Annotated in this window: 17 protein-coding genes; 6 read left to right on the top strand and 11 right to left on the bottom strand. The window is 61.8% G+C overall.

The window, feature by feature from the left end; translation table 11 throughout:
* Positions 1-13: 13 nt before the first annotated feature.
* From HFC70_RS14515 to HFC70_RS14505, 3 genes are read left to right on the top strand one after another with little or no spacing between them, the layout of a single operon-like run.
* Positions 14-520, top strand: a complete 507-nt coding sequence (locus tag HFC70_RS14515) for an SCP2 domain-containing protein (RefSeq protein ID WP_168473963.1) — start codon at positions 14-16, stop codon at positions 518-520.
* Complete coding sequence (locus HFC70_RS14510; RefSeq protein WP_168473962.1) at positions 511-1,488, top strand: peptidase U32 family protein; 978 nt, start codon at positions 511-513, stop codon at positions 1,486-1,488. Before HFC70_RS14515 ends, HFC70_RS14510 begins: the two co-directional genes overlap by 10 nt.
* 11 nt (positions 1,489-1,499) lie before the next feature.
* Complete coding sequence (locus tag HFC70_RS14505; RefSeq protein ID WP_168473961.1) at positions 1,500-2,441, top strand: U32 family peptidase; 942 nt, start codon at positions 1,500-1,502, stop codon at positions 2,439-2,441.
* A gap of 34 nt (positions 2,442-2,475) precedes the next feature.
* Here HFC70_RS14505 and HFC70_RS14500 read toward each other — a convergent pair whose 3' ends face one another.
* On the bottom strand, positions 2,476-3,198 hold the full coding sequence (locus HFC70_RS14500) for an aspartate/glutamate racemase family protein (RefSeq protein WP_168473960.1): 723 nt from the start codon (positions 3,196-3,198) through the stop codon (positions 2,476-2,478).
* Between the two features lie 214 nt (positions 3,199-3,412).
* On the opposite strand from HFC70_RS14500, the gene HFC70_RS14495 reads away from it, so the two are divergent.
* Together HFC70_RS14495 and HFC70_RS14490 are read left to right on the top strand one after the other, a co-directional pair.
* Complete coding sequence (locus HFC70_RS14495; protein ID WP_246735794.1) at positions 3,413-3,889, top strand: Lrp/AsnC family transcriptional regulator; 477 nt, start codon at positions 3,413-3,415, stop codon at positions 3,887-3,889.
* Between the two features lie 93 nt (positions 3,890-3,982).
* Entirely contained in the window at positions 3,983-5,605 is a 1,623-nt protein-coding gene (locus HFC70_RS14490; protein ID WP_168473959.1) for an ABC-F family ATP-binding cassette domain-containing protein, read from the top strand.
* 11 nt (positions 5,606-5,616) lie between these two features.
* Here HFC70_RS14490 and HFC70_RS14485 read toward each other — a convergent pair whose 3' ends face one another.
* From HFC70_RS14485 to HFC70_RS14475, 3 genes are all read right to left on the bottom strand, one after another.
* Positions 5,617-6,177 (bottom strand): methylated-DNA--[protein]-cysteine S-methyltransferase, encoded by a 561-nt coding sequence (locus HFC70_RS14485; protein WP_168473958.1) that lies wholly within the window; start codon positions 6,175-6,177, stop codon positions 5,617-5,619.
* A 103-nt stretch (positions 6,178-6,280) separates the two neighbouring features.
* Entirely contained in the window at positions 6,281-7,615 is a 1,335-nt protein-coding gene (locus tag HFC70_RS14480; RefSeq protein ID WP_168473957.1) for a GAF domain-containing protein, read from the bottom strand.
* Positions 7,612-8,082 (bottom strand): hypothetical protein, encoded by a 471-nt coding sequence (locus tag HFC70_RS14475; RefSeq protein WP_168473956.1) that lies wholly within the window; start codon positions 8,080-8,082, stop codon positions 7,612-7,614. Before HFC70_RS14475 ends, HFC70_RS14480 begins: the two co-directional genes overlap by 4 nt.
* A 136-nt stretch (positions 8,083-8,218) precedes the next feature.
* On the opposite strand from HFC70_RS14475, the gene HFC70_RS14470 reads away from it, so the two are divergent.
* The gene (locus HFC70_RS14470; RefSeq protein ID WP_168473955.1) at positions 8,219-9,763 is read left to right on the top strand and encodes an NAD(P)/FAD-dependent oxidoreductase; all 1,545 of its coding nucleotides are present in this window, start codon (positions 8,219-8,221) and stop codon (positions 9,761-9,763) included.
* Between the two features lie 38 nt (positions 9,764-9,801).
* Here the strand turns inward: HFC70_RS14470 and HFC70_RS14465 are convergent, their stop codons facing one another.
* The 7 genes from HFC70_RS14465 to HFC70_RS14435 are packed head-to-tail and all read right to left on the bottom strand — an operon-like array spanning position 9,802 to position 18,681.
* Positions 9,802-10,773 (bottom strand): FAD:protein FMN transferase, encoded by a 972-nt coding sequence (locus HFC70_RS14465; RefSeq protein ID WP_168473954.1) that lies wholly within the window; start codon positions 10,771-10,773, stop codon positions 9,802-9,804.
* The gene (locus tag HFC70_RS14460; protein ID WP_168473953.1) at positions 10,766-11,335 is read right to left on the bottom strand and encodes a nitrous oxide reductase accessory protein NosL; all 570 of its coding nucleotides are present in this window, start codon (positions 11,333-11,335) and stop codon (positions 10,766-10,768) included. The genes HFC70_RS14465 and HFC70_RS14460 overlap by 8 nt, the downstream gene beginning before the upstream one ends.
* A complete protein-coding gene (locus tag HFC70_RS14455) occupies positions 11,332-12,159 on the bottom strand; it encodes an ABC transporter permease (RefSeq protein ID WP_168473952.1) in 828 nt (275 codons plus the stop codon). The genes HFC70_RS14460 and HFC70_RS14455 overlap by 4 nt, the downstream gene beginning before the upstream one ends.
* Positions 12,156-13,070: an ABC transporter ATP-binding protein gene (locus tag HFC70_RS14450; protein WP_168473951.1), complete on the bottom strand. Its 915-nt coding sequence runs from the start codon at positions 13,068-13,070 to the stop codon at positions 12,156-12,158. Before HFC70_RS14450 ends, HFC70_RS14455 begins: the two co-directional genes overlap by 4 nt.
* On the bottom strand, positions 13,067-14,416 hold the full coding sequence (locus HFC70_RS14445; protein ID WP_246735793.1) for a nitrous oxide reductase family maturation protein NosD: 1,350 nt from the start codon (positions 14,414-14,416) through the stop codon (positions 13,067-13,069). The genes HFC70_RS14450 and HFC70_RS14445 overlap by 4 nt, the downstream gene beginning before the upstream one ends.
* A 32-nt stretch (positions 14,417-14,448) precedes the next feature.
* On the bottom strand, positions 14,449-16,371 hold the full coding sequence (gene nosZ / locus HFC70_RS14440) for a TAT-dependent nitrous-oxide reductase (RefSeq protein ID WP_168473950.1): 1,923 nt from the start codon (positions 16,369-16,371) through the stop codon (positions 14,449-14,451).
* A gap of 24 nt (positions 16,372-16,395) precedes the next feature.
* A complete protein-coding gene (locus HFC70_RS14435; RefSeq protein WP_168474035.1) occupies positions 16,396-18,681 on the bottom strand; it encodes a NosR/NirI family protein in 2,286 nt (761 codons plus the stop codon).

Below are 18,681 nucleotides of genomic sequence, written 5' to 3'. Positions count from 1 at the left end.
ATAAGGCAATTTCATGCTCTTTCCACCCGCTTTGGCCATGCCGCTCACCGTCATTCCGGTCTCCGTGATCGAGCGAGCGGCCGGACTGGTGTTCTCGCGCGTTCTGAAAGCGCATCCGACCGTTTTCGACCGGCTCGACGATCATATGGCCAAACGCTACGGCTTTGTGCCGAGCGACCTGCCGATCGGTTTTCTGATCAGGCCTGACAGGCAGACCCTCTGTGTGATCCGCAAACCGGCCCGGCCGGAAGCGGACGCCTGCGTGGAGGGCCCGCTGTTTCTTCTGCTGGCGCTGCTGGAAGGCCGGTGCGACGCCGATGCCCTGTTCTTTTCGCGCGACCTGACCGTGACCGGCGACATGGAAGCGATGCTGGCCCTGCGCAATGCGCTGGATGACAGCGATATCGACCTGCCGCGCGATCTGGGAAATGCCGCCGGCCCGTTTGCGCCGCTCGTACGTCGCGTCGTCGGCGAATTGCGCAGCCGCGCGCTTGCCGGGGAGGCTGCCACATGGAATTGATCTGCCCGGCCGGAACACCGTCTGCCTTCAAGGAAGCGGTCAATGCCGGCGCCGATGCCGTCTATTGCGGTTTTCGCGACGAGACCAATGCCCGCAATTTCCCGGGCCTCAATTTCTCGCCCGCCGAACTCGGCGAGGCGATAGCCTATGCCAAGCGAAAGGGCGTGCAGACCTTCGTGGCCCTCAACACCTTCATGCGCGCCGGCCAGGAGGCGCTCTGGTACAAGGGTGCAGACGAGGCTGTGCGCCTCGGCGCCGATGCGCTGATCGTCGCCGATTTCGGCCTGATGGCGTATATTGCCGAAAGGCACCCCGAACAGCGGCTGCATGTCTCCGTCCAAGCCTCGGCCTCCAATGCCGATGCCATCAATTTCCTGGTCGACACGTTCAATGCCAAGCGGGTGGTCCTGCCGCGCACGCTCACCATTGCCGATATTGCCCGGATTGCCCGGCAGATCCGCTGCGAGATCGAGGTCTTCGTATTCGGCGGTCTCTGCGTCATGGCCGAGGGGCGCTGTTCGCTGTCGTCCTATGCGACCGGCAAATCACCGAACATGAACGGCGTCTGCTCGCCGCCGAGCCACGTGCACTACCGACAGGATGGCGGCGAGCTGGTCTCCGAACTCGGCGACTATACCATCAACCGCTTCCCGGCCGGCGAGGCCGCCGGTTACCCGACGCTCTGCAAGGGCCGTTTCGATGTCGCCACCGATCACGGCTATGCCTTCGAGGATCCGGTCTCGCTCGACGTGATGGACCAGCTCGATGCACTGCGCGACGCCGGTGTTTCCGCCCTGAAGGTGGAAGGACGCCAGCGCGGCAAGGCCTATGTCGCGGAAGTCGTGTCGACGTTGCGCCAGGCTGTGAATGCCGATGCCGCCGCCCGACCTGCCCTCATTTCGCGACTTCGCCTGCTGAGCGAAGGTCAGCGCACCACTTCCGGCGCCTACGAGAAGCGCTGGAGATAGGACGAGACCCGATGACTGCAAAACCCAAGTTCCCGACGCTCAGTCTCGGGCCTGTTCTCTATCTCTGGGACGGTCCGAAATGGCGCGACTTCTATTTCCGCATCGCCGACGAGGCCCCGGTGATCGATGTCTCGATCGGCGAAACGGTCTGTTCCAAGCGTCTGCACTTCACCGAGCCGCATGTCGCCGAGGTCATCGAGCGGCTGGAGTCCGCCGGCAAGACCGTCAGGCTCTCCACCCTGTCGCTGGTGACGCTGGAGCGCGAAAGCCAGAATGTCCGCAACCTCATCCGCGACAGCGAACACGAGATCGAAGCAAACGACCTCTCGGCACTCGGTCTTCTGAACGGAAGGCCGCATGCAATCGGCCCGGTGATCAACGTCTACAATGCCGCCACCGCAAGGCTTCTGGCCGCACGCGGCGCCACCCGCATCTGCCTGCCGCCGGAACTGCCGATGCGCTCGATCGCCGAGATCGTCGCTGACGCTCCTGGTCTCGAGTTCGAGATCTTCGCCTTCGGCCGCATGCCGCTGGCCATTTCGGCGCGCTGCGCCCATGCCCGCGCCAAGGGCCACATCAAGGACAATTGCCAATTCGTCTGCGCCGACGACCCGGACGGCCTACCCCTCAACACACTCGACCGGCAATCCTTCCTCGCCATCAACGGCGTGCAGACGGTATCCCACAGCTGCCAGGCGCTGCTGGCCGAACTGGACGAGCTTGTGGAGACCGGCATATCGCAGTTTCGCCTGTCGCCGCAGGATTGCGACATGGTGGCGGTGGCACGCCTCTATGACGACGTTCTGCACCACCGCCTCGACGCTGAAGAGGCGCTCGATCGCCTCAGGGCCGTCTATCCCGGCGTGCCGCTCTCGAACGGCTTTCACCACGAAAAGGAAGGGGCCGCCTGGGTGGCGCGCGCCCGCAACACGAGCTTCAGCGCCGGACTATAGTCCGGCGCCCCGGGACGGCACAACGGACGACGGATCAGACGACGGCGGCAACCTTTGGCAGAACCGTCTGCAGCGACAGCCGGACCGCCGCATCAGCATGCAGCAAGGTCGAATCGAAGGTCGGAATATCGAAATCGCCGGCATTCACCAGCAGGCCGATCTCCGTGCAGCCGAGGATGACGCTATCGGCACCCGCCGCCTTGCCCTTGGCGACGATCTGCTTGTAGCGCGCCTGCGACGACGCCTTGGCGACGCCACAGCACAATTCGTTGAAGATGATGTCATGCACATCCTGGCGATCGGCCGCATCCGGCACCAGCACCTCAAGGCCGAAGCTGGCTTCGACGCGGTTGCGATAGAAATCCTGCTCCATCGTATAGCGCGTCGCCAGGAGCAGCGGACGGCGGCATCCGGCATCGCGCACAGCTCTGCCCGTCACGTCAGCAATATGGATCAGCGGAATACCGACCGCGGCCTGTATCTGGTCCGCCAGCAGATGCATGGTGTTGGTGCAGATCAGGATCATCTCGGCCCCGGCCTTTTCCAGCTCGACCGCCACAGCGCCGAGCACCGCCGCCGCCTCGTCCCAGGCGCCTGCTTTCTGTAGCGTGACGATCTCTTGGAAGTTGACCGAGCGCAGCACCACGTCGGCGGAATTCAGCCCCCCCAGCGCGTCGCGCACCTGCTCATTGACCCGTTTGTAGTAGACGGCCGTGCTTTCCCAGCTCATCCCGCCGATCATGCCGATACGCTTCATATTACTGTCCCCAATTGTTCTCTTGCGATGTTGGGACTGATTGTAGCGACAGGGACGGGCGAATGTTTTGCTTTCTTGTGCGCCAAATATTTGAATACTGAGGATCTGTCCTATCACTGTCGATTCTAGTAGGATGAATAATCGCAATGACGAGATCTGTTGGATTACCGCTTCAGCAATCCCGCACAGCTTCATGGACAGGACGGAACCAGCAATGACGGAATCAAAAATGTTCGACGAGATAGACCGCAAGATCATCGAAATCCTGCAGGTGAATGCAGATCGGTCGGTTGTCGATATCGCCGAGGCGGTGGGCCTGTCCCATACGCCCTGCTGGCGACGGATAAAACGCATGGAGGATATGGGCCTCATCCGCAGCCGTGTCGTCCTGGTCGATCGTCGCATGGCCAATGTGCCAATGTCGGTCTTCATTTCCGTGAAGGTGCCGCGCCACACGTCCGAATGGCTGGATACCTTCCGCAAGGAGATCCAGAATATCCCGGAAATCGTCGAAGCCTACCGTCTGACCGGCGAGAAGGATTATCTCCTGCGCACCGTCGTGCCGGATATCGACGTTTATGATCAGGTCTACAAGAACCTGATCAGCCGCATCGAATTTTCCGACCTGAGCGCCTCCATCTCCATGGAGGAAATGAAGTTCACGACGGCCCTGCCGACCAAATACATGTAGGAGGCCGTGGCGCTGGGGCACAGCTGAAAAACCTGCGACAGGCTGCACGACCCGTGGCATAAGGGCGCCGCAACGTTTTGGACCCGTCACCACATGATTCGTATCGAGAATATCAGCAAGCAGCTCAGCCATCGGATTCTCTTCATCGAGGCATCCGCAGCCCTCAACAGAGGCGAGAAAATCGGACTTGTCGGTCCCAACGGCGCTGGCAAGACGACGGTCTTCCGGATGATCACCGGCCAGGAGAACCCCGACGAGGGACAGGTCTCCGTCGATAAGGGCGTGACGATCGGCTATTTCAACCAGGATGTCGGCGAGATGGAAGGCCAGAGCGCCGTCGCCGAGGTCATGGATGGTGCCGGCCCCGTCAGCATTGTTGCCGCCGAGTTGCGCGAACTGGAAGCGGCCATGGTCGATCCCGACCAACTCGACAAGATGGACGAGATTATCGAGCGCTACGGCGAAGTGCAGGCCCGCTACGAGGAACTCGACGGCTATGCACTCGAGGGACGAGCCCGCGAAGTCCTGGCCGGCCTGAGCTTCAGCCAGGAGATGATGGACGGCGATGTCGGCAAGCTGTCGGGCGGCTGGAAAATGCGCGTGGCTCTCGCCCGCATCCTGCTGATGCGGCCGGATGTCATGCTGCTCGACGAACCGAGCAACCATCTGGATCTCGAAAGCCTGATCTGGCTGGAGCAGTTCCTCAAAGGCTACGAGGGCGCCCTGCTGATGACCTCGCACGACCGCGAGTTCATGAACCGCATCGTCACCAAGGTCATCGAGATCGATGGCGGGACGCTTACCACCTTTTCCGGCGACTACGAATTCTACGAGCAGCAGCGGGCCCAGAACGAGAAGCAGCAGCAGGCCCAGTTCGAACGCCAGCAGGCGATGCTCGCCAAGGAAATCAAGTTCATCGAGCGCTTCAAGGCGCGCGCCAGCCATGCCGCCCAGGTGCAGAGCCGGGTCAAGAAGCTCGACAAGATCGAGCGCGTCGAGCCGCCGAAGCGCCGCCAGTCGGTCGCCTTCGAATTCCAGCCGGCGCCGCGGTCCGGCGAAGACGTGGTCAACCTGAAGAACGTCCACAAGAGCTATGGCAGCCGCAGCATCTATGAAGGGCTGAACTTCATGGTGCGTCGCCGCGAGCGCTGGTGCATCATGGGTATCAACGGCGCCGGGAAATCCACGCTTTTGAAGCTGGTGACCGGCAGCACCGATCCGGACCAGGGCAGCGTGGCGCTTGGGGCCAGCGTCAAGATGGGCTATTTCGCCCAGCATGCCATGGACCTGCTCGACGGTGAGCGCACGGTTTTCCAGTCGCTTGAGGACTCCTTTCCGCAGGCCGGTCAGGGAGCACTGCGCTCGCTTGCCGGCTGCTTCGGCTTTTCCGGCGACGACGTGGAGAAGAGATGCCGGGTCCTGTCCGGCGGGGAAAAGGCGCGGCTGGTCATGGCGATCATGCTGTTCGACCCGCCCAACCTGCTGGTGCTGGACGAACCCACCAACCATCTCGACCTCGACACCAAGGAAATGTTGATCAAGGCCCTGTCCGAGTACGAGGGCACCATGCTGTTCGTCTCCCACGACCGGCATTTCCTGGCAGCACTCTCCAACCGCGTTCTGGAACTGACGCCCGATGGCATCCACCAGTATGGCGGCGGCTACACGGAATATGTGGCCCGCACCGGCCAGGAAGCGCCGGGCCTGCGAAGCTGAACGGATGCGCTCTAGAACAGGGACTGTTGCAGGGGTTCGGGTGGCGCCATCCGAACCCCTTCGAGTTCCAGCATGCGCATCTTGGCGGATGAACCGCCTGGAGCCGAAAAGCCACCGATCTTGCCGCCGGCTGCCAGCACGCGATGGCAGGGAATGATCAGCGGCACCGGATTTTTGGCCATGGCCTGCCCGACATCGCGGGCAGCCTCCGGCCCGGCACCCAGTTGGCGGGCCAGCGCGCCATAGGTCGTGGTCTGGCCCCAGGCAATCCCGCGGGCTGCCGCGTAAACCTGCGTGAAGAATGCGTCCTGGGCACCCAAATCGACCCGGACATTGGAAAAATCCGTCTTCTCTCCCGAAAAATAGCGCTGCACGGCGGCGACCACTTCCGCCACGTCAGGCGTGGGTATAGCAGGTCGGGCATCGGTCAGACGACGCAGCAAAAGCCGCTCGGTGGCCTCGGCCCCTTCCGATGGCAGCTGGAAACGCGTAATGCCGGCGGCGTTCCACGCAAGACCGCAGAAACCACGGGGCGTGTCGAAGATATGATAGCGGATCGCTGTCCGGTCCATGAGATCTGTCCTCCCCATTCTGGCCTGTGCATTGAAGATCATCGCGCCAGGGAGGAAATTCAACCCGTTTCCTGCACGAAATGAGCGATGAGCAGGTGCAAGACTATCCCCCGGCCCTTGCCACCTGCACCCTGCCATCCAGCCGCAGTGCAAGCCGTCCCCGTCCAAGCGGCACGATACGGATCGGCATCTGCTTTTCATCCAGTCTGCGGCGCAGCAACAGCAACCGGGTTTCAAGATTGTCCTTGAGGTCCGGCAGGCGCAAACCGGCATCGAGGCGAATTTCACGATTGGTGAATTCCGTCCGTCCGTTGGCCAGATGCTGTTCCAGCATGGAGACGAGCAATCGTCCGGCGACCCCCTTTATCACATAGGCGCCATCGATGAAGACGCTGTCGTCGAAGGCATGATGCTGCACCGTCACGACACCGGCCAGCCCGACGTCAACCGGCCCGGCCTTGCTGTCCGGCTCGGTTTCCTGTGACAGCCTTTCGCTGAGGGCAAGGGCCAGGGCAACCGTTCTGGCAACGACCGTGAGCGTCGCCTCGTCTTCGCGCGTAAAGGCCAGCCGCTCGCGGCTCTCAAGGAACAGCACCCCGCGCGTCGTATTGCCGACGCTTACCGGAACCGCAATCTGGCTCATTGAATCATCGATGGACGGCAGGTGGATGGCACGCGTTCGATTTTCGTCGGACGACGAATCACGCACCGCCGCCGTGAACCGCTGAAGACGACTCGCATCGCTGACCTTGACGATCCGGCCGCTCGCTGCCGCCGCACTGATAATACCCTCGCCTGACGGCGCATCGGCGCCAATGCCCGAAGGCTGGTATCCCAGACTGCCGATCACCACGAGTTGGTCGCGCTCCTGATAGAGGTGCAGCAGCAGCCCGTGATGGTAGCCGAGGCGGTCCCTTATGCCCTTGAGTGCAGCATCGACTATGCCGTCTGCCTCCGTTTCCGAGGTTATCGCATCGACGATTGACGCCACGGCGGCCAGCCGTCCGCGGTCCTCCCTCGGTCTCGCTCCGACCACCGTCAGTGCTGGAAAGGCGTCAATCGTCACCACGCGGAAAACGTCGAGATTACGCAATCGCATGACTCCGGACATGCCGTTCTGGGCGCTGCTGGCGTCCAGTTGCAGTGACAGGTGATCAAACAGCGGCCCGGTTTCCAGGGAATAGGCGAAGATCAACTCGAGACGGAACTGTTCTCCGCTCCTGCCGTCGACCAGAAACAGCGTGGCCTGGGGATTGAGACGGATATTGGACGAGGTTTTTGCGAAGAACTGGTTGGACAGGCCGACATGGCCATCATCCACCATCACGACATGGGAGAGATAGGAAATATTCGGCACCCCATCCGCATCCGCCGTGCAGATGATCGACGGGATCACCCCTTCGAAGCACGCCTCGAGGTCCGCAAGGGCAAGGGTCATGAACCACGGCTCCACAATCTCGTGCCGGCTTTTGCCCCGGGCGTCTGCACGAAGATGCTGGAGACCTGAATGGCAATCAGCATCGGATCACGATTCGACAGCCAGGGCGAAATGATCTCCGCGGAAAGGCCGAGCCGCATCAGGGTCGAGACGATGTCGACCAGATAGCGGGACGAGCGCTCGATCTCCTCGGCATTGGCGGGACGCAGGATCGCATCACCTTTGATCTGATAGGACTCGTAGTCTGACGGTCGAGAGAACGTTACCGCGACACGGCCGTTTTGCCGCAGATTGGTAATCGTTCCCGGCCATTGCCAGGCGGAAACGACCATCTCCACGATGCCGCGCTCCATAGACACCCAGCCGCCAGCCCCCCTGCCGATCTCCGGGCGGCGCTGATCGTCCGCCGTGCCGATGATCTGCATCACCGGGCTCTGGACGAAATGTGCAATCTCCTCCTGAAACATCTGGCTCCTTTTCCATCTGCGTTTTCGTGTCCAGTTAGGCAGGTTTTAGGATTCGGGGAAAGTCCCTTAGGGGCCTTTTAGCAAAGGGCGTTGGGCGCAGGCGCTATAATGCGCCCCATCAACATGGAGCAACCCTATGCAACAGGAAAACCCGATCAACATGCCCAAGAATGCCGTTGCCGTAATTGGCGCAGGCCCGGCAGGCCTCGTCGCCAGCCGATGGCTGCGCGCCAATGGACTGGACCCCATCATATTCGAAGCCTCACCGCGATTGGGCGGTCAATGGAACCCCGCCTGCGCCAGCGCTGCCACTTGGCCTGGCATGCGAACCAATACCAGCCGGATCATGACGGCCTTTTCCGACATGGAACATGCGCCAGAGACTCCCGTTTATCCGCGTCGGGAGGACATGCTGGACTATCTGGAACGCTACGCCTTCACTTTCGGCCTGCTGCCGCATCTGCGCCTCAAGACTCGTGTCGAGCACCTGAAAAGAGCGGAAAATGGTTCCTGGCTGGTCCACTCCGTCAACGATCTGGAAGCCCGCACGGAGTGCTTTGCGCAGGTCATTGTCGCGACCGGACGGCAGAACGTTGCGGAGGTGCCGGAGATTGCCGGCCTCGAGAGCTTCTCCGGCTCCCTGGGCGCCCTTCATGCCGCACAATACAATGGTCCCGACCGCTACCGCGGCCGCCGGGTCGTGGTCGCCGGATGCTCGATCAGTGCGCTCGAAATCGCCTCGGATATCGCACTGGGCGGCGCGGCAGAAGTGGTATCCACACACCGCCGACAGCGCTACATCCTGCCAAAAATGATCGCCGGCGTGCCCACCGACCATGTGATGTTCACCCGCTCGGCTGCGCTTCTCGGCGATGTTCTCCCGCCGGATATCCTGGCGGAAGGTCTCACCGCGAAAACCTTGAAGATTGCCGGCTCGCCGGAACAGTTTGGCGCAGCGGCACCGGTCGGCAACGTCTTTGCCGCAGGTCTGTCGCAATCCCAGCATTTTTTGCCCGCCGTTGCCGAAGGCCGCATCAAGGTCCGCCCCTGGATCGAACGTATCGATGGCCGTACCATCTGGTTCGAGGACGGCACGACCGTCAACGCCGATGCCCTTCTCTTTGGCACGGGTTATCGGCTGTCCATGCCGTGGCTTGATGAAAACATCGCGACAACCATCGGCCTGACCGACCATCATGCCGATCTGCATGACCACACGTTCCATCCCGACCTGCCGGGCCTTGCCTTTGTCGGCCTTTACGACCTCGTCGGCCCGACCTTCCCGGTACTGGAATTGCAGGCGCGATGGATTGCCCGGTGCTTTGCCGGCCCGTCGTCTCACCCGTCCCGGCGGGAGATGGTAGCGGGATTGGAAAGATCCAAGGCAAACCGCGGCCAGGCGTCGGCACTTCCGATGCATGTGGCGGCTCTCACATTCGCGCGCAATCTCGGCGTTGAGCCGGACCTCGCGGCATGGCCCGAACTCGAGCGTGCCCTTCTGTTTGGACCGCTGTCGCCCGCATCCTTCCGGCTGCAGGGGCCACACGCTCTTGCCGATGCCGCGACGCGGACAATCTCCGCGGCGGCCGCCTTCGGCAATATCAAGACCGATGCCTTCAACGCGGAGGAAGAGGAGATCCGGCGGCTCGTCGGCATGCGCACACTCTTCAGCGCCGCGTGAGGCAATCGGCTTGACCGCCCGTCGCGCACCGGAATCGATCAGCCGGCCACCATGTCGACGGCGATTTCGGGGTGAAGCTGGAGGAACGACTGGATCGCTTCCGGTTTCATCAGGCTGAATGCCGTCGACATTGCATCGGCCGTGGTCGCGTCCGGTGCAATGACCGACATCCGTCTGTAGAGCGGCGGCACGTTGCCCCTGCGTGGATCAAGGATATGCCCGAACCGTGCCGCCGGATCGAAGTGGAATCCCGATGCACTCGAGGTTGAAACCGCCTTGTTGACAATCTCCAGGATAGTGTCCGGCGCCGAACCGGTTTCCATTTCCGCAAGGCCGATCCGCCAAGGACGGCCATCGGCCTGTGCGCCGATGGCGCGGTTTTCGCCCATGTTGACGAGGCTGCTCGTCATCCCAGCCTCGCGCAGGAGGTCGACGATCCTGTCCGTGACGTAACCTTGCGCAATGCCGTTGAAGCTCAAGGCCATCTCCGGCCGTGCAAAGGCGATGCGGTCGCGATTGAACCGGACGCCATCGAAGCCAACGCGGGAGAGCACTGCGTCCAGCGCCTGGCGCTCCGGTCCGGCCGGGTCGGCTCCAGGGCTCGAAAAATGCTGGGCATACAGCATCCAGAGCGGTTGTATGGTCGGGTCGAAGGCCCCGCCGCTGGCGTCCCACACGCTGCGGCACGCCTCCAGCAGCGCAACCATCTCAAAGGGCGGCGAGGCCAGCGCGCCGACCTTGTTGAGCTCCCGCAAGGTGGACCCGTCCTTGTAGAGGCTGAAGATCGATTCCAGCCGGGCGACTTCGGCCACCACACGGTTGATCAGCCGCCTGGCGAGTACCTTGTCGTCGATGTTGAGGATCAGCGTCGCCGGTGCGCCGAGCGCCTGGCCCCGCCAGACAACCGGCTCAATCCCCGCCTCGGCACTGCCTGCAAAGGGAAGGAGCGGAAGTCCGGCGGCGGCGGCCATGATGCAGATCGCCCGGCGGCGGCCAATGGCTTCAACCATGATCGTGCCCCTTCTGGTCGGTGTCGTCCGTGTCGAGCAGCGAATCCTCGGCAGGCGTCTCCGTCCCGCCACCAAGAATATAGTCCTTCGGCATGTCGTTGAACCCGACCACCTGACCGCCATGTTGCGTCGCGAAGGCGCGCGCATCCGTTTCCTTGGAAAAGGGAACGGCCTCCTCGGCACCCATGCCGCCGCGCTGGACGCTGCCGATGACGAAGAATGCCTGGCGCGCATCGACCCAGTTTTCAGCCCCTGGCTCTTCCCAACTGTGCGCCTTGCTCATGTCGGACACGTAGATCGCGGCAATTTCTTTCGGCTCTTCCGGCAGCATGGTGAAGGCGAGCGTATCGCGCGCCGAAGAGAACCAGATTGCCTCCGGGACCTGCTCCAGGATGATCTGCCCCTTGGGTCCGGCATGCTCCAGCACGTTCATACCGCAATAGCGGCCCATCGCCTCTTGCGTCAGGGCGAACGGCGGCGGCATGACGGCCTGCTGCTCCTCGCTGCAGCCAGCGAGCAAAAGTGTTGCGGCGAATGCGGTGATAGCGATGGAAAGTCTCATACTTCCCTCCTCGAAAAGATGAAGTTTGCACAGCCGAGAGGGATGACGGTCCACAATACGAGTGCAGCGACCAGAATCGGAGCCGATAGTCCCGTATGCCCGGCAATGCCGCCCATGCCCGACAATGCGCTGGCACTGCCTGAGCCGAGGTTGAGCAGGCGGTAGGCATCCGTCGGATTGGCCACCAGCAGCGCGTCGATCAGTCCGGTCGGCAGGACCCGGCCCTGCGCGGCAACCAATGCACCCAAAAGCGCCATGTCGTAGATCAGGACGAAAAACAGCCAGATGCCGATGGCAATCCCACCCGCCGTGCTGCGTTCGCTGGCCAGCGTGCTTGTCAGGTAGCCGATGGCGACGAACACGGCCCCGAGCAGCACCGACGACCCGACCATTGAGACGAAGGACAACCAACTGCCGATGCTGATCGCCGTGCCGGTCAGGACAAGAGCCAGCGCTGCAGCGCCATAGCCGAACAGGGTGGAAAAGGCGAGGATGGCAAGGTGGCCGAGGAATTTTCCGAGGATCACCTCGCCGCGGCCGATCGGATAGCTCAGGAGAAGCAGCATGGTGCCGCGTTCCGTTTCCCCGACAATGGCGTCATGGGACAGCAGAAGCGCAATCAGCGGCACGAGGAAAATGGTGAGGCTCGACAGGCTGACGATCACCACGTCGAGCCGGTTGACGCCGACATTGCCGGTCGGCGCGCTGCCGAGGAAGGACAGGGTCAGTGCCAGCGCCGCCAGAAGCAGCGTCGTCGCCAGAACCCAGCGGTTGCGCATGCCTTCCTGGATTTCCTTGCGGGCGAGGATGAGAATATTGGTCATTTCGTCTCCTGAGCATTCAGGAAATGCGCGTAGAGGTCATCGAGTGTCGGTTCCGAGATCGTCAGGCCGGACAGCATCGAAGGATTTGCAGTCACCGCATGCAGCAGCGCGATCTTGTTTTCCGGCGCCACATCCGCCTCCAGAAGGCCCGCACCGGCCGCTCTCCAAGTTTGACCACGGACGGCCAGATCGCTGGCGGACGCGCCTTCTGCTAGCTTGACCCCGATACGGGTCGGCAGCCGCGCGATGCGGCGCAGGTCGTCCAGGGTACCGTCCGCGATATTGATGCCGCGATTGACGATGATGACCCGATCGGCCCGGTCTTCCAGTTCGGTCAACGCATGGGACGAGAGGAGAATTGTCGTTCCGCCGGCGCGCAATGCGGTGACGAGGTCATAGAAATTGCGCCGCAGCGCGGGATCAAGGCCACTGGTCGGCTCGTCCAGCAGCAGGACCCGCGGTTCGCCGAGCAGGGCCTGCGCGAGGCCGAGCCGCTGGCGCATGCCTTTCGAATAGGTCCGCACCGGGCGGTCGGCGGCTTCGGGCGCCAGTCCGACCCGTTCAAAAAGCGCCTCCGTGGTCGAATGGGCAACGCGTTTCAGCCGGGCATAAAAGGCAAGCGTCTCCCGACCGGTCAGCGCCATGTGGAAGGAGACACTTTCCGGCAGGTAGCCGAGCCGTTGCCGAACGGCAAAATCGCCGGTTGCCGGATCCTCGCCAAGAACATGGACAGTGCCGGCAGTCGGCCGGATCAGTCCGAGCATCAGCTTGATCAGCGTCGTCTTGCCGGCACCATTATGGCCGACCAGCGCGATGGTCTCGCCTGCGTTCAAGGTAAAGCCGATATCCTTCACCGCCTCGACCTTGCCGTAGCGCTTGGAAACGCCTGTAAGAGTGACTGTTGCCGTCATTGAGTTGCTTTCTTGCCAGCGATCGGGGCCATCAGGGGGTGGCTGTCGACCACGCCGCCGGGCAGGAGTGCCGGGAATTGGGCCTGAGCCCAGCGGATGACCTGAACCGCGGGGCTGGTCGTCAGCAGCTTGGCCTGCGGCGATGTCCACAGCACCTTGTCGATCAGGTCGTTGGGTCGGTAGGGATTGTCTCCAATGCCGTCGCCGTCGAGATCGAAGGCCGGGTTGTCGCTCCAATAATTGCCCCGGCCGTCCTTCGACCAGTCGGTATAACGCGTGCCGACATATTTGACCTGGTTCTGGTTGTTGATGAAGGCATTGCCGCTGATCGCGTTGCCTTCCGAACCGGCCGTGAAATGAATGCCAATCGCACATCCTTCAAAGACATTGTCGTTGAAGCGATTCTTGTTGGCATTGTAGATAAAGACGCATTTCTGTGGCCCCGGACGCAGCGTTCCGGGATCCTGGTCGGATGTTTCCGCCTTTTCGGATTTCGGCATGTCGGCATCCATGTTCCGGTTGCCGCCCAACAGCCAACGCTCGGCCGGCTGAAGGCGACCGATCACCGTGTTGCCGGTGATCTCCGAACCGTTGGCATAGTTCAGCAACAACCCGTGATCCCGGTCGCCATCCGAAACGTTGCCGCGGATCTTGAGCCGGCTGGAAAACATGATGGCGTAGCCGACGGAGTTGCCGGTGGAAATGTTGTCGCTGACCTCGCTGTCGTTTGTGTACATGTAATGAATGCCGAAGCGCAGGTCGCTGAAGCGGTTTCGGCTGAAGACGTTGCGCTTGCTGGTCATGGTGGCGATGCCGTCGCGCCCGAAACGGATATCGTTGTCGAGCACTTGTGCACCGGGCGCGTTCCAGACGCTGACGCCATTGCCGGCCTCGCTGAGGCGTTCCCCGCGCAGCCCGACGATCCTGTTGCCGCGGGCAACGGAATTGACGGCCCCATGCAGATAGATGCCGAAGAGATTGCCGGTGATCACGTTGCGCTCGATGACCGCCCCGGTCGCCGTCTGTGTTGCAAGCACGCCCGAATCGAGTGCTGCCAGATCGGTGCCGGATCCGGTGATCGTCAGCCCGCGCACGGTCACGCCTTCTCCCATGATGGTGATGACACTGCCCTGTCCGCTGCCGACAAGGCTTGCTCCGTCCTCGCCCTCAAGCGTCACGGAATTGTCGATGGTGATCGGTGCGGCATAGTCGCCCGCCTTCAGGGTAATGACGTCACCGGGGGCCGCCGCATCAATGATCGCCTGCAGCGACAACCTTTCCGCAGGACGCACGATGCGGTTCTCGGCATCGGCCACGACTGGAAGGGCGGCCCAGAGGGCCGCCATTCCGATTGTCATTGCCATTTGGCGCAAGCGCATCACACAGCCTTGGGCTCGACGAGCATGCGGCCCTTCATCTCCATGTGCATGGCATGGCAGAACCAGGAGCAATAATACCAGTAGACACCCGCTCTGCTGGCCTTGAAGGTGACCGAGGCCGTTGCCTGCGGCGCCACTTCCATGTTGATGCCGTAGTTGACGATGGCAAAGCCATGGGTCAGGTCTTCCACTTCATCGATGTTCGTCACGTAGACGGTGACGTCATCGCCCTGCTTGACGTTGAAGCTTTCCAGACCGAAAGCGGGTGCTGCCGAGGTCATATAGACCCGCACCTTGTTGCCGTCGCGAATGACGGTGCTGTCTGCCATCAGGTCCACGCCGTCGATTTTCGCCTGGGCCACGGCATCGGCGAAGAACGGGTCTTCGCGGCTCCAGACATGCACGGGGTTGATCTTCGAGGCATGCACGATCGTCGCGTCATGGGGTTCCGCAAAGGTCGGATTGTCGTGAACGAGCACCATTTCCTCGCCGGAGATATCGATCAGCTGATCGCTTTCCGGCTTCAGAGGACCAACGTTGAGATAGCGGTCCTTGGAGAACTTGTTCAGCGAGATCAGCCATTTGCCATCCGCTTCCTTGGTCTGACCCATGGAGGTGTGGTTGTGGCCGGGCTGATAGTGAACATCGATCTTCTGGCGGATCGGATCGACCTTTTCACCGGCAAAGGCCCGCTTGGCATCCTCGATATTCCATTTGCAGATCTGGCTGTCGAGGAACAGCGTCGTATAGGCATTGCCCTTGCCGTCATAGGCGGTGTGCAAGGGTCCGAGACCCAGCTCGGGTTCGGCAACGACGGTGTCGCGTGGCTTGATCTTGTCATCGAACAGGTCGTCGAACTTGCGCACGTCGAAGACCGTAACCGTCGGCGAGAGCTTGCCGGCTGCAACAACGTGGATGCCGTCCGGAGCAGTATTCATGCCGTGCGGGCCATTGGAGACGGGAACGTAACGGGTAAAGGATGAGCCGTTGCGGCCATCGACCACCGGCACGCCGCCCATTTCCTTGAACTCGCCCTTGGCGACGGCTTCCTCGATACGCTTGATGTTGAAGATGACGACCCAATCCTGTTCCTTCGCCATCATCTGTTCGAGATTGACGCCGTTTTCGGAATTGTAGCAGGTGGCAAAGCAGTATTTGCCCTGATAGTCGGCGTCGACATTGTCGAGGTTGCCGTCAACCATGACCTGCCAGGCGACCTTCATGGTTTCGCCGTCAAGGGCGGTGAAGATCGAGCGATACTGCTTGGGATCGTCGAGGATTTTGCCGTCATTGGGGATCGGAACGCCATCCTCGCCGTTGCAGAAGACATAGCCGGTCTTGGGATATTTCTGGACGCGCAGGCCGTGCACCGTGTGCTGGTTTGGCAGCTGGATGATCTTGTCGCACTTCATGACATCAAGGCGGATGCGGCAAACGCGGGTATTGGCCTTGTCGTTTGCATAGAGGTAGCGTCCGTCATAGGTGCCGTCCGTAAACGACGGATGGGGGTGGTGGAGGTCGCCGTTCAGATAGACGCCACCCTGTTCGTTCAGGAACTCGATGGTTTCGGGCAGCATGCCTTCCGTCATGATCTTGCGGCTCTCGTTGGTCTGACCCCAGCCCGTGGCACTGCACCGGTTGAAGACCGGGATACGCATCAGCTCGCGCATCGACGGTATCCCGACAATGCGGACCTCGCCGCTCTGGCCGCTCGAAAAGAAGGTATAGTATTCGTCGAGTTCACCAGGCTTCACCTCGTAGCTCTGGCCGGAGGCGGAGTCCTGCGCTGCAGCGGGTGTCGCGCTACCACCGGTCAGGGTCAGTGCACCGGTTACGCTCACTGCGCCCGCGGCCGCCACGAATGCCGTGGACCCCAGGATCTGGCGCCTGTTCAGGCGCATCTCGTTCTCTTGTTTTGACATAATGTCCTCTCCTTGGCTGATTGATCAGGCTGGATTGCCCGGCGTTCCCTCGGCATTTCCGATGGGAGCGCCGTTGTGGGTAATGATGGTTCTTGCCGGGGCTTCACCGCGCGACGCCGGCGTCGAAAGCGCCATGAATTTTTCCCGCTTCAGCCGCACCTGGATCATGTGCGGACAGCGGTGGTCGTCGTGGTAGAGTTCCTGACAGTGCATGCAGTAGATGCATTCGTTGACGTTGATCTGCCCTTCGGGATGGATCGACTGCACGGGACATTCCTTGGCACAGCGCTGGCAGGGCGTTCCGCATTCGGGGTAGCGCTTCAGCCATTCGAACATGCGGATGCGGCCGGGGATGGCGAGCGCGGCGCCCAGCGGGCAGAGGTAGCGGCAATAGAAGCGCTCGATGAACAACCCGGCGGAAAGCATGGTGAGGGCGAAGATCACGAACGGCCATTCGCGGGCGAATTTGAGCACGATCGCGGTCTTGAAAGGCTCGACTTCGGAGAACATCTCGGCCAGCGCCAGCGAATAGAACGACAGCCCGAAGAGCCCGAGGAAGATGATGTATTTGATCGGCCACAGCCGTTCGTGCAGGCCCCAGGGAAGACGAATCTGCGGCACCTTGCACCACTGGGCGATGGTGTTGGTGAGTTCCTGAAGGGCGCCGAAGGGACATAGCCAGCCGCAGAAGGGACCACGACCCCAGAACAGCAGGCCTGCAGCCACCGCCGCCCACAGGATGAAGACCAGCGGCGCGGACAGGAAGAATTCCCAGTTGAACCCGGTGATCAGCGAATTGACGAATGTCAGGACGTTGACCACGGACAACTGGGCATTGGCATACCAGCCGAGCCAGACCAGCGTGAAGAGCAGATAGCCGCGCCGGATCCAGCCGAACATCACAGGCCGTTTGACGAGCCAGTCCTGGAAGAAGAAGATTGCGGTCAGCACAAGCAGCGCGGCAATGGTGATGGCGATGTTGATGCGGTTCATCTGCCACATCTTCATCCATAGCGGCTGTTCGTCGGCAATCTGTTGGGCGGAGAGCGCGTCGCCCGGTGCCGAAGGCACAATGTCTGGAGCGGGAACCGGTGCAACGGCGGCCTGCGCCACCTTTTCTATGGTGACGTACTGATCCGGCAGCGTGTAGTCGAGATTGTAGGGAAGGACGGCCTTCTCCCGGCCGCCGGCACCGCGCTGAACCAGCAGCTGCAGTTCCCAGGATTGGGTCACATCGAAGGTGAACTCGCCTGGCACGACGAATAGGGCGATTTCGCGAAGTCGCGGTGCGCCCGCCGCGGCAAGTGTCGGTAGTCTCGTATGGTCCCGGTCGCGGAAGCGCACACCTTGCCCGTCCTGGATCAATTCGATGCGGTCGAAGATGCCGCCGCGCACATAACCCGAACCCTTGAAGGAATAGGCACCCTCTCCGGCAACGAGGATGGCGGATTGCCCGGCTTTCATCTTGCCGACCAGGCGGTCATAGCCGGCCTTGCCGAGCAGGCTCTCGCCTATCCGCGGGACGCTGACCGGCGCGACGTACAGATCGATGAAACGGTCATCCGGCCTGTGGCTTTCCGGCCTGTCCGCCGCAATCCGCTGTCCTGCCTGCCGGAATGCGTCCGACACCTCGCCGACATTCAGGCGCAGGCTGCGGATAGAGCCGTCGCCGACCAGCGTTTCCCAGTCGCTGGCGCCGACCTTCGACGGATCGAGCTTGCGCAGTTCGGTCACGGCTGCCGCAACGGGTCCTGTTACGGCACCCAACCGGTTGCTGCGGATCAGCTTGACGGCCGACCGCACCACGCTGTCGCCCATGACCAGAACGGTCACCGTGGCGCCACTGACGATATCGATCTGCGGTTGCCGGTCGGTACCTGCCGCGACGCGCCCCATGTCCTTGCCGATGATGGCATTGAGGGACGCGACGACTTTGGCTTCCGGGATGCCGATCAGGACGATCGGCTCCTTGTGCTCGACCAGCTTGAGGCCACGCACGACACCCTTGCTGTCGATGCCGACGACGATGCGGATCGGTTTGCCGGAATAGCCGACGGAACTGGTGACGTCGGAATTGAGATAGGCATATCCCAGAAGCTCCTGGCCACGAAACACCGGTGCCAGCGGCGGTTCGCCGGCGATCTCTCCGAAGCGGTCGGCACCTTCGAAAAGCTCGGCCGGCTGCACTTTGGCGAGATACGTCGAAAGCTGCCCGGCAGCGTGGCTTTCGGGAGCATTGGTCAAGGAGAAAAACAGGGCAAGAAAACAAGCAAGAATGATCGGAATGCGCAGCGTGAAGAATGTTCTCAT

Source organism: Agrobacterium sp. a22-2 (genome assembly GCF_012276985.1).
Classification (GTDB): Bacteria; Pseudomonadota; Alphaproteobacteria; order Rhizobiales; family Rhizobiaceae; genus Allorhizobium.
Note: the sequence above shows the minus strand (reverse complement) of the source record. Positions and strands in the feature narration are given on the sequence as shown.

What these genes read in the sequence shown, in the direction of transcription:
- HFC70_RS14455 (WP_168473952.1), bottom strand. Translation starts at nt 12,159, where the DNA reads ATGACCAATATTCTCATCCTCGCCCGCAAGGAAATCCAGGAAGGCATG.
- HFC70_RS14445 (WP_246735793.1), bottom strand. Translation starts at nt 14,416, where the DNA reads ATGGCGGCCCTCTGGGCCGCCCTTCCAGTCGTGGCCGATGCCGAGAAC.
- HFC70_RS14480 (WP_168473957.1), bottom strand. Translation starts at nt 7,615, where the DNA reads ATGACCCTTGCCCTTGCGGACCTCGAGGCGTGCTTCGAAGGGGTGATC.
- HFC70_RS14460 (WP_168473953.1), bottom strand. Translation starts at nt 11,335, where the DNA reads ATGAGACTTTCCATCGCTATCACCGCATTCGCCGCAACACTTTTGCTC.
- HFC70_RS14475 (WP_168473956.1), bottom strand. Translation starts at nt 8,082, where the DNA reads ATGTTTCAGGAGGAGATTGCACATTTCGTCCAGAGCCCGGTGATGCAG.
- HFC70_RS14465 (WP_168473954.1), bottom strand. Translation starts at nt 10,773, where the DNA reads ATGGTTGAAGCCATTGGCCGCCGCCGGGCGATCTGCATCATGGCCGCC.
- HFC70_RS14515 (WP_168473963.1), top strand. Translation starts at nt 14, where the DNA reads ATGCTCTTTCCACCCGCTTTGGCCATGCCGCTCACCGTCATTCCGGTC.
- HFC70_RS14490 (WP_168473959.1), top strand. Translation starts at nt 3,983, where the DNA reads ATGATTCGTATCGAGAATATCAGCAAGCAGCTCAGCCATCGGATTCTC.
- HFC70_RS14495 (WP_246735794.1), top strand. Translation starts at nt 3,413, where the DNA reads ATGACGGAATCAAAAATGTTCGACGAGATAGACCGCAAGATCATCGAA.
- nosZ (WP_168473950.1), bottom strand. Translation starts at nt 16,371, where the DNA reads ATGTCAAAACAAGAGAACGAGATGCGCCTGAACAGGCGCCAGATCCTG.
- HFC70_RS14450 (WP_168473951.1), bottom strand. Translation starts at nt 13,070, where the DNA reads ATGACGGCAACAGTCACTCTTACAGGCGTTTCCAAGCGCTACGGCAAG.
- HFC70_RS14485 (WP_168473958.1), bottom strand. Translation starts at nt 6,177, where the DNA reads ATGGACCGGACAGCGATCCGCTATCATATCTTCGACACGCCCCGTGGT.
- HFC70_RS14435 (WP_168474035.1), bottom strand. Translation starts at nt 18,681, where the DNA reads ATGAGAACATTCTTCACGCTGCGCATTCCGATCATTCTTGCTTGTTTT.
- HFC70_RS14510 (WP_168473962.1), top strand. Translation starts at nt 511, where the DNA reads ATGGAATTGATCTGCCCGGCCGGAACACCGTCTGCCTTCAAGGAAGCG.
- HFC70_RS14470 (WP_168473955.1), top strand. Translation starts at nt 8,219, where the DNA reads ATGCAACAGGAAAACCCGATCAACATGCCCAAGAATGCCGTTGCCGTA.
- HFC70_RS14505 (WP_168473961.1), top strand. Translation starts at nt 1,500, where the DNA reads ATGACTGCAAAACCCAAGTTCCCGACGCTCAGTCTCGGGCCTGTTCTC.
- HFC70_RS14500 (WP_168473960.1), bottom strand. Translation starts at nt 3,198, where the DNA reads ATGAAGCGTATCGGCATGATCGGCGGGATGAGCTGGGAAAGCACGGCC.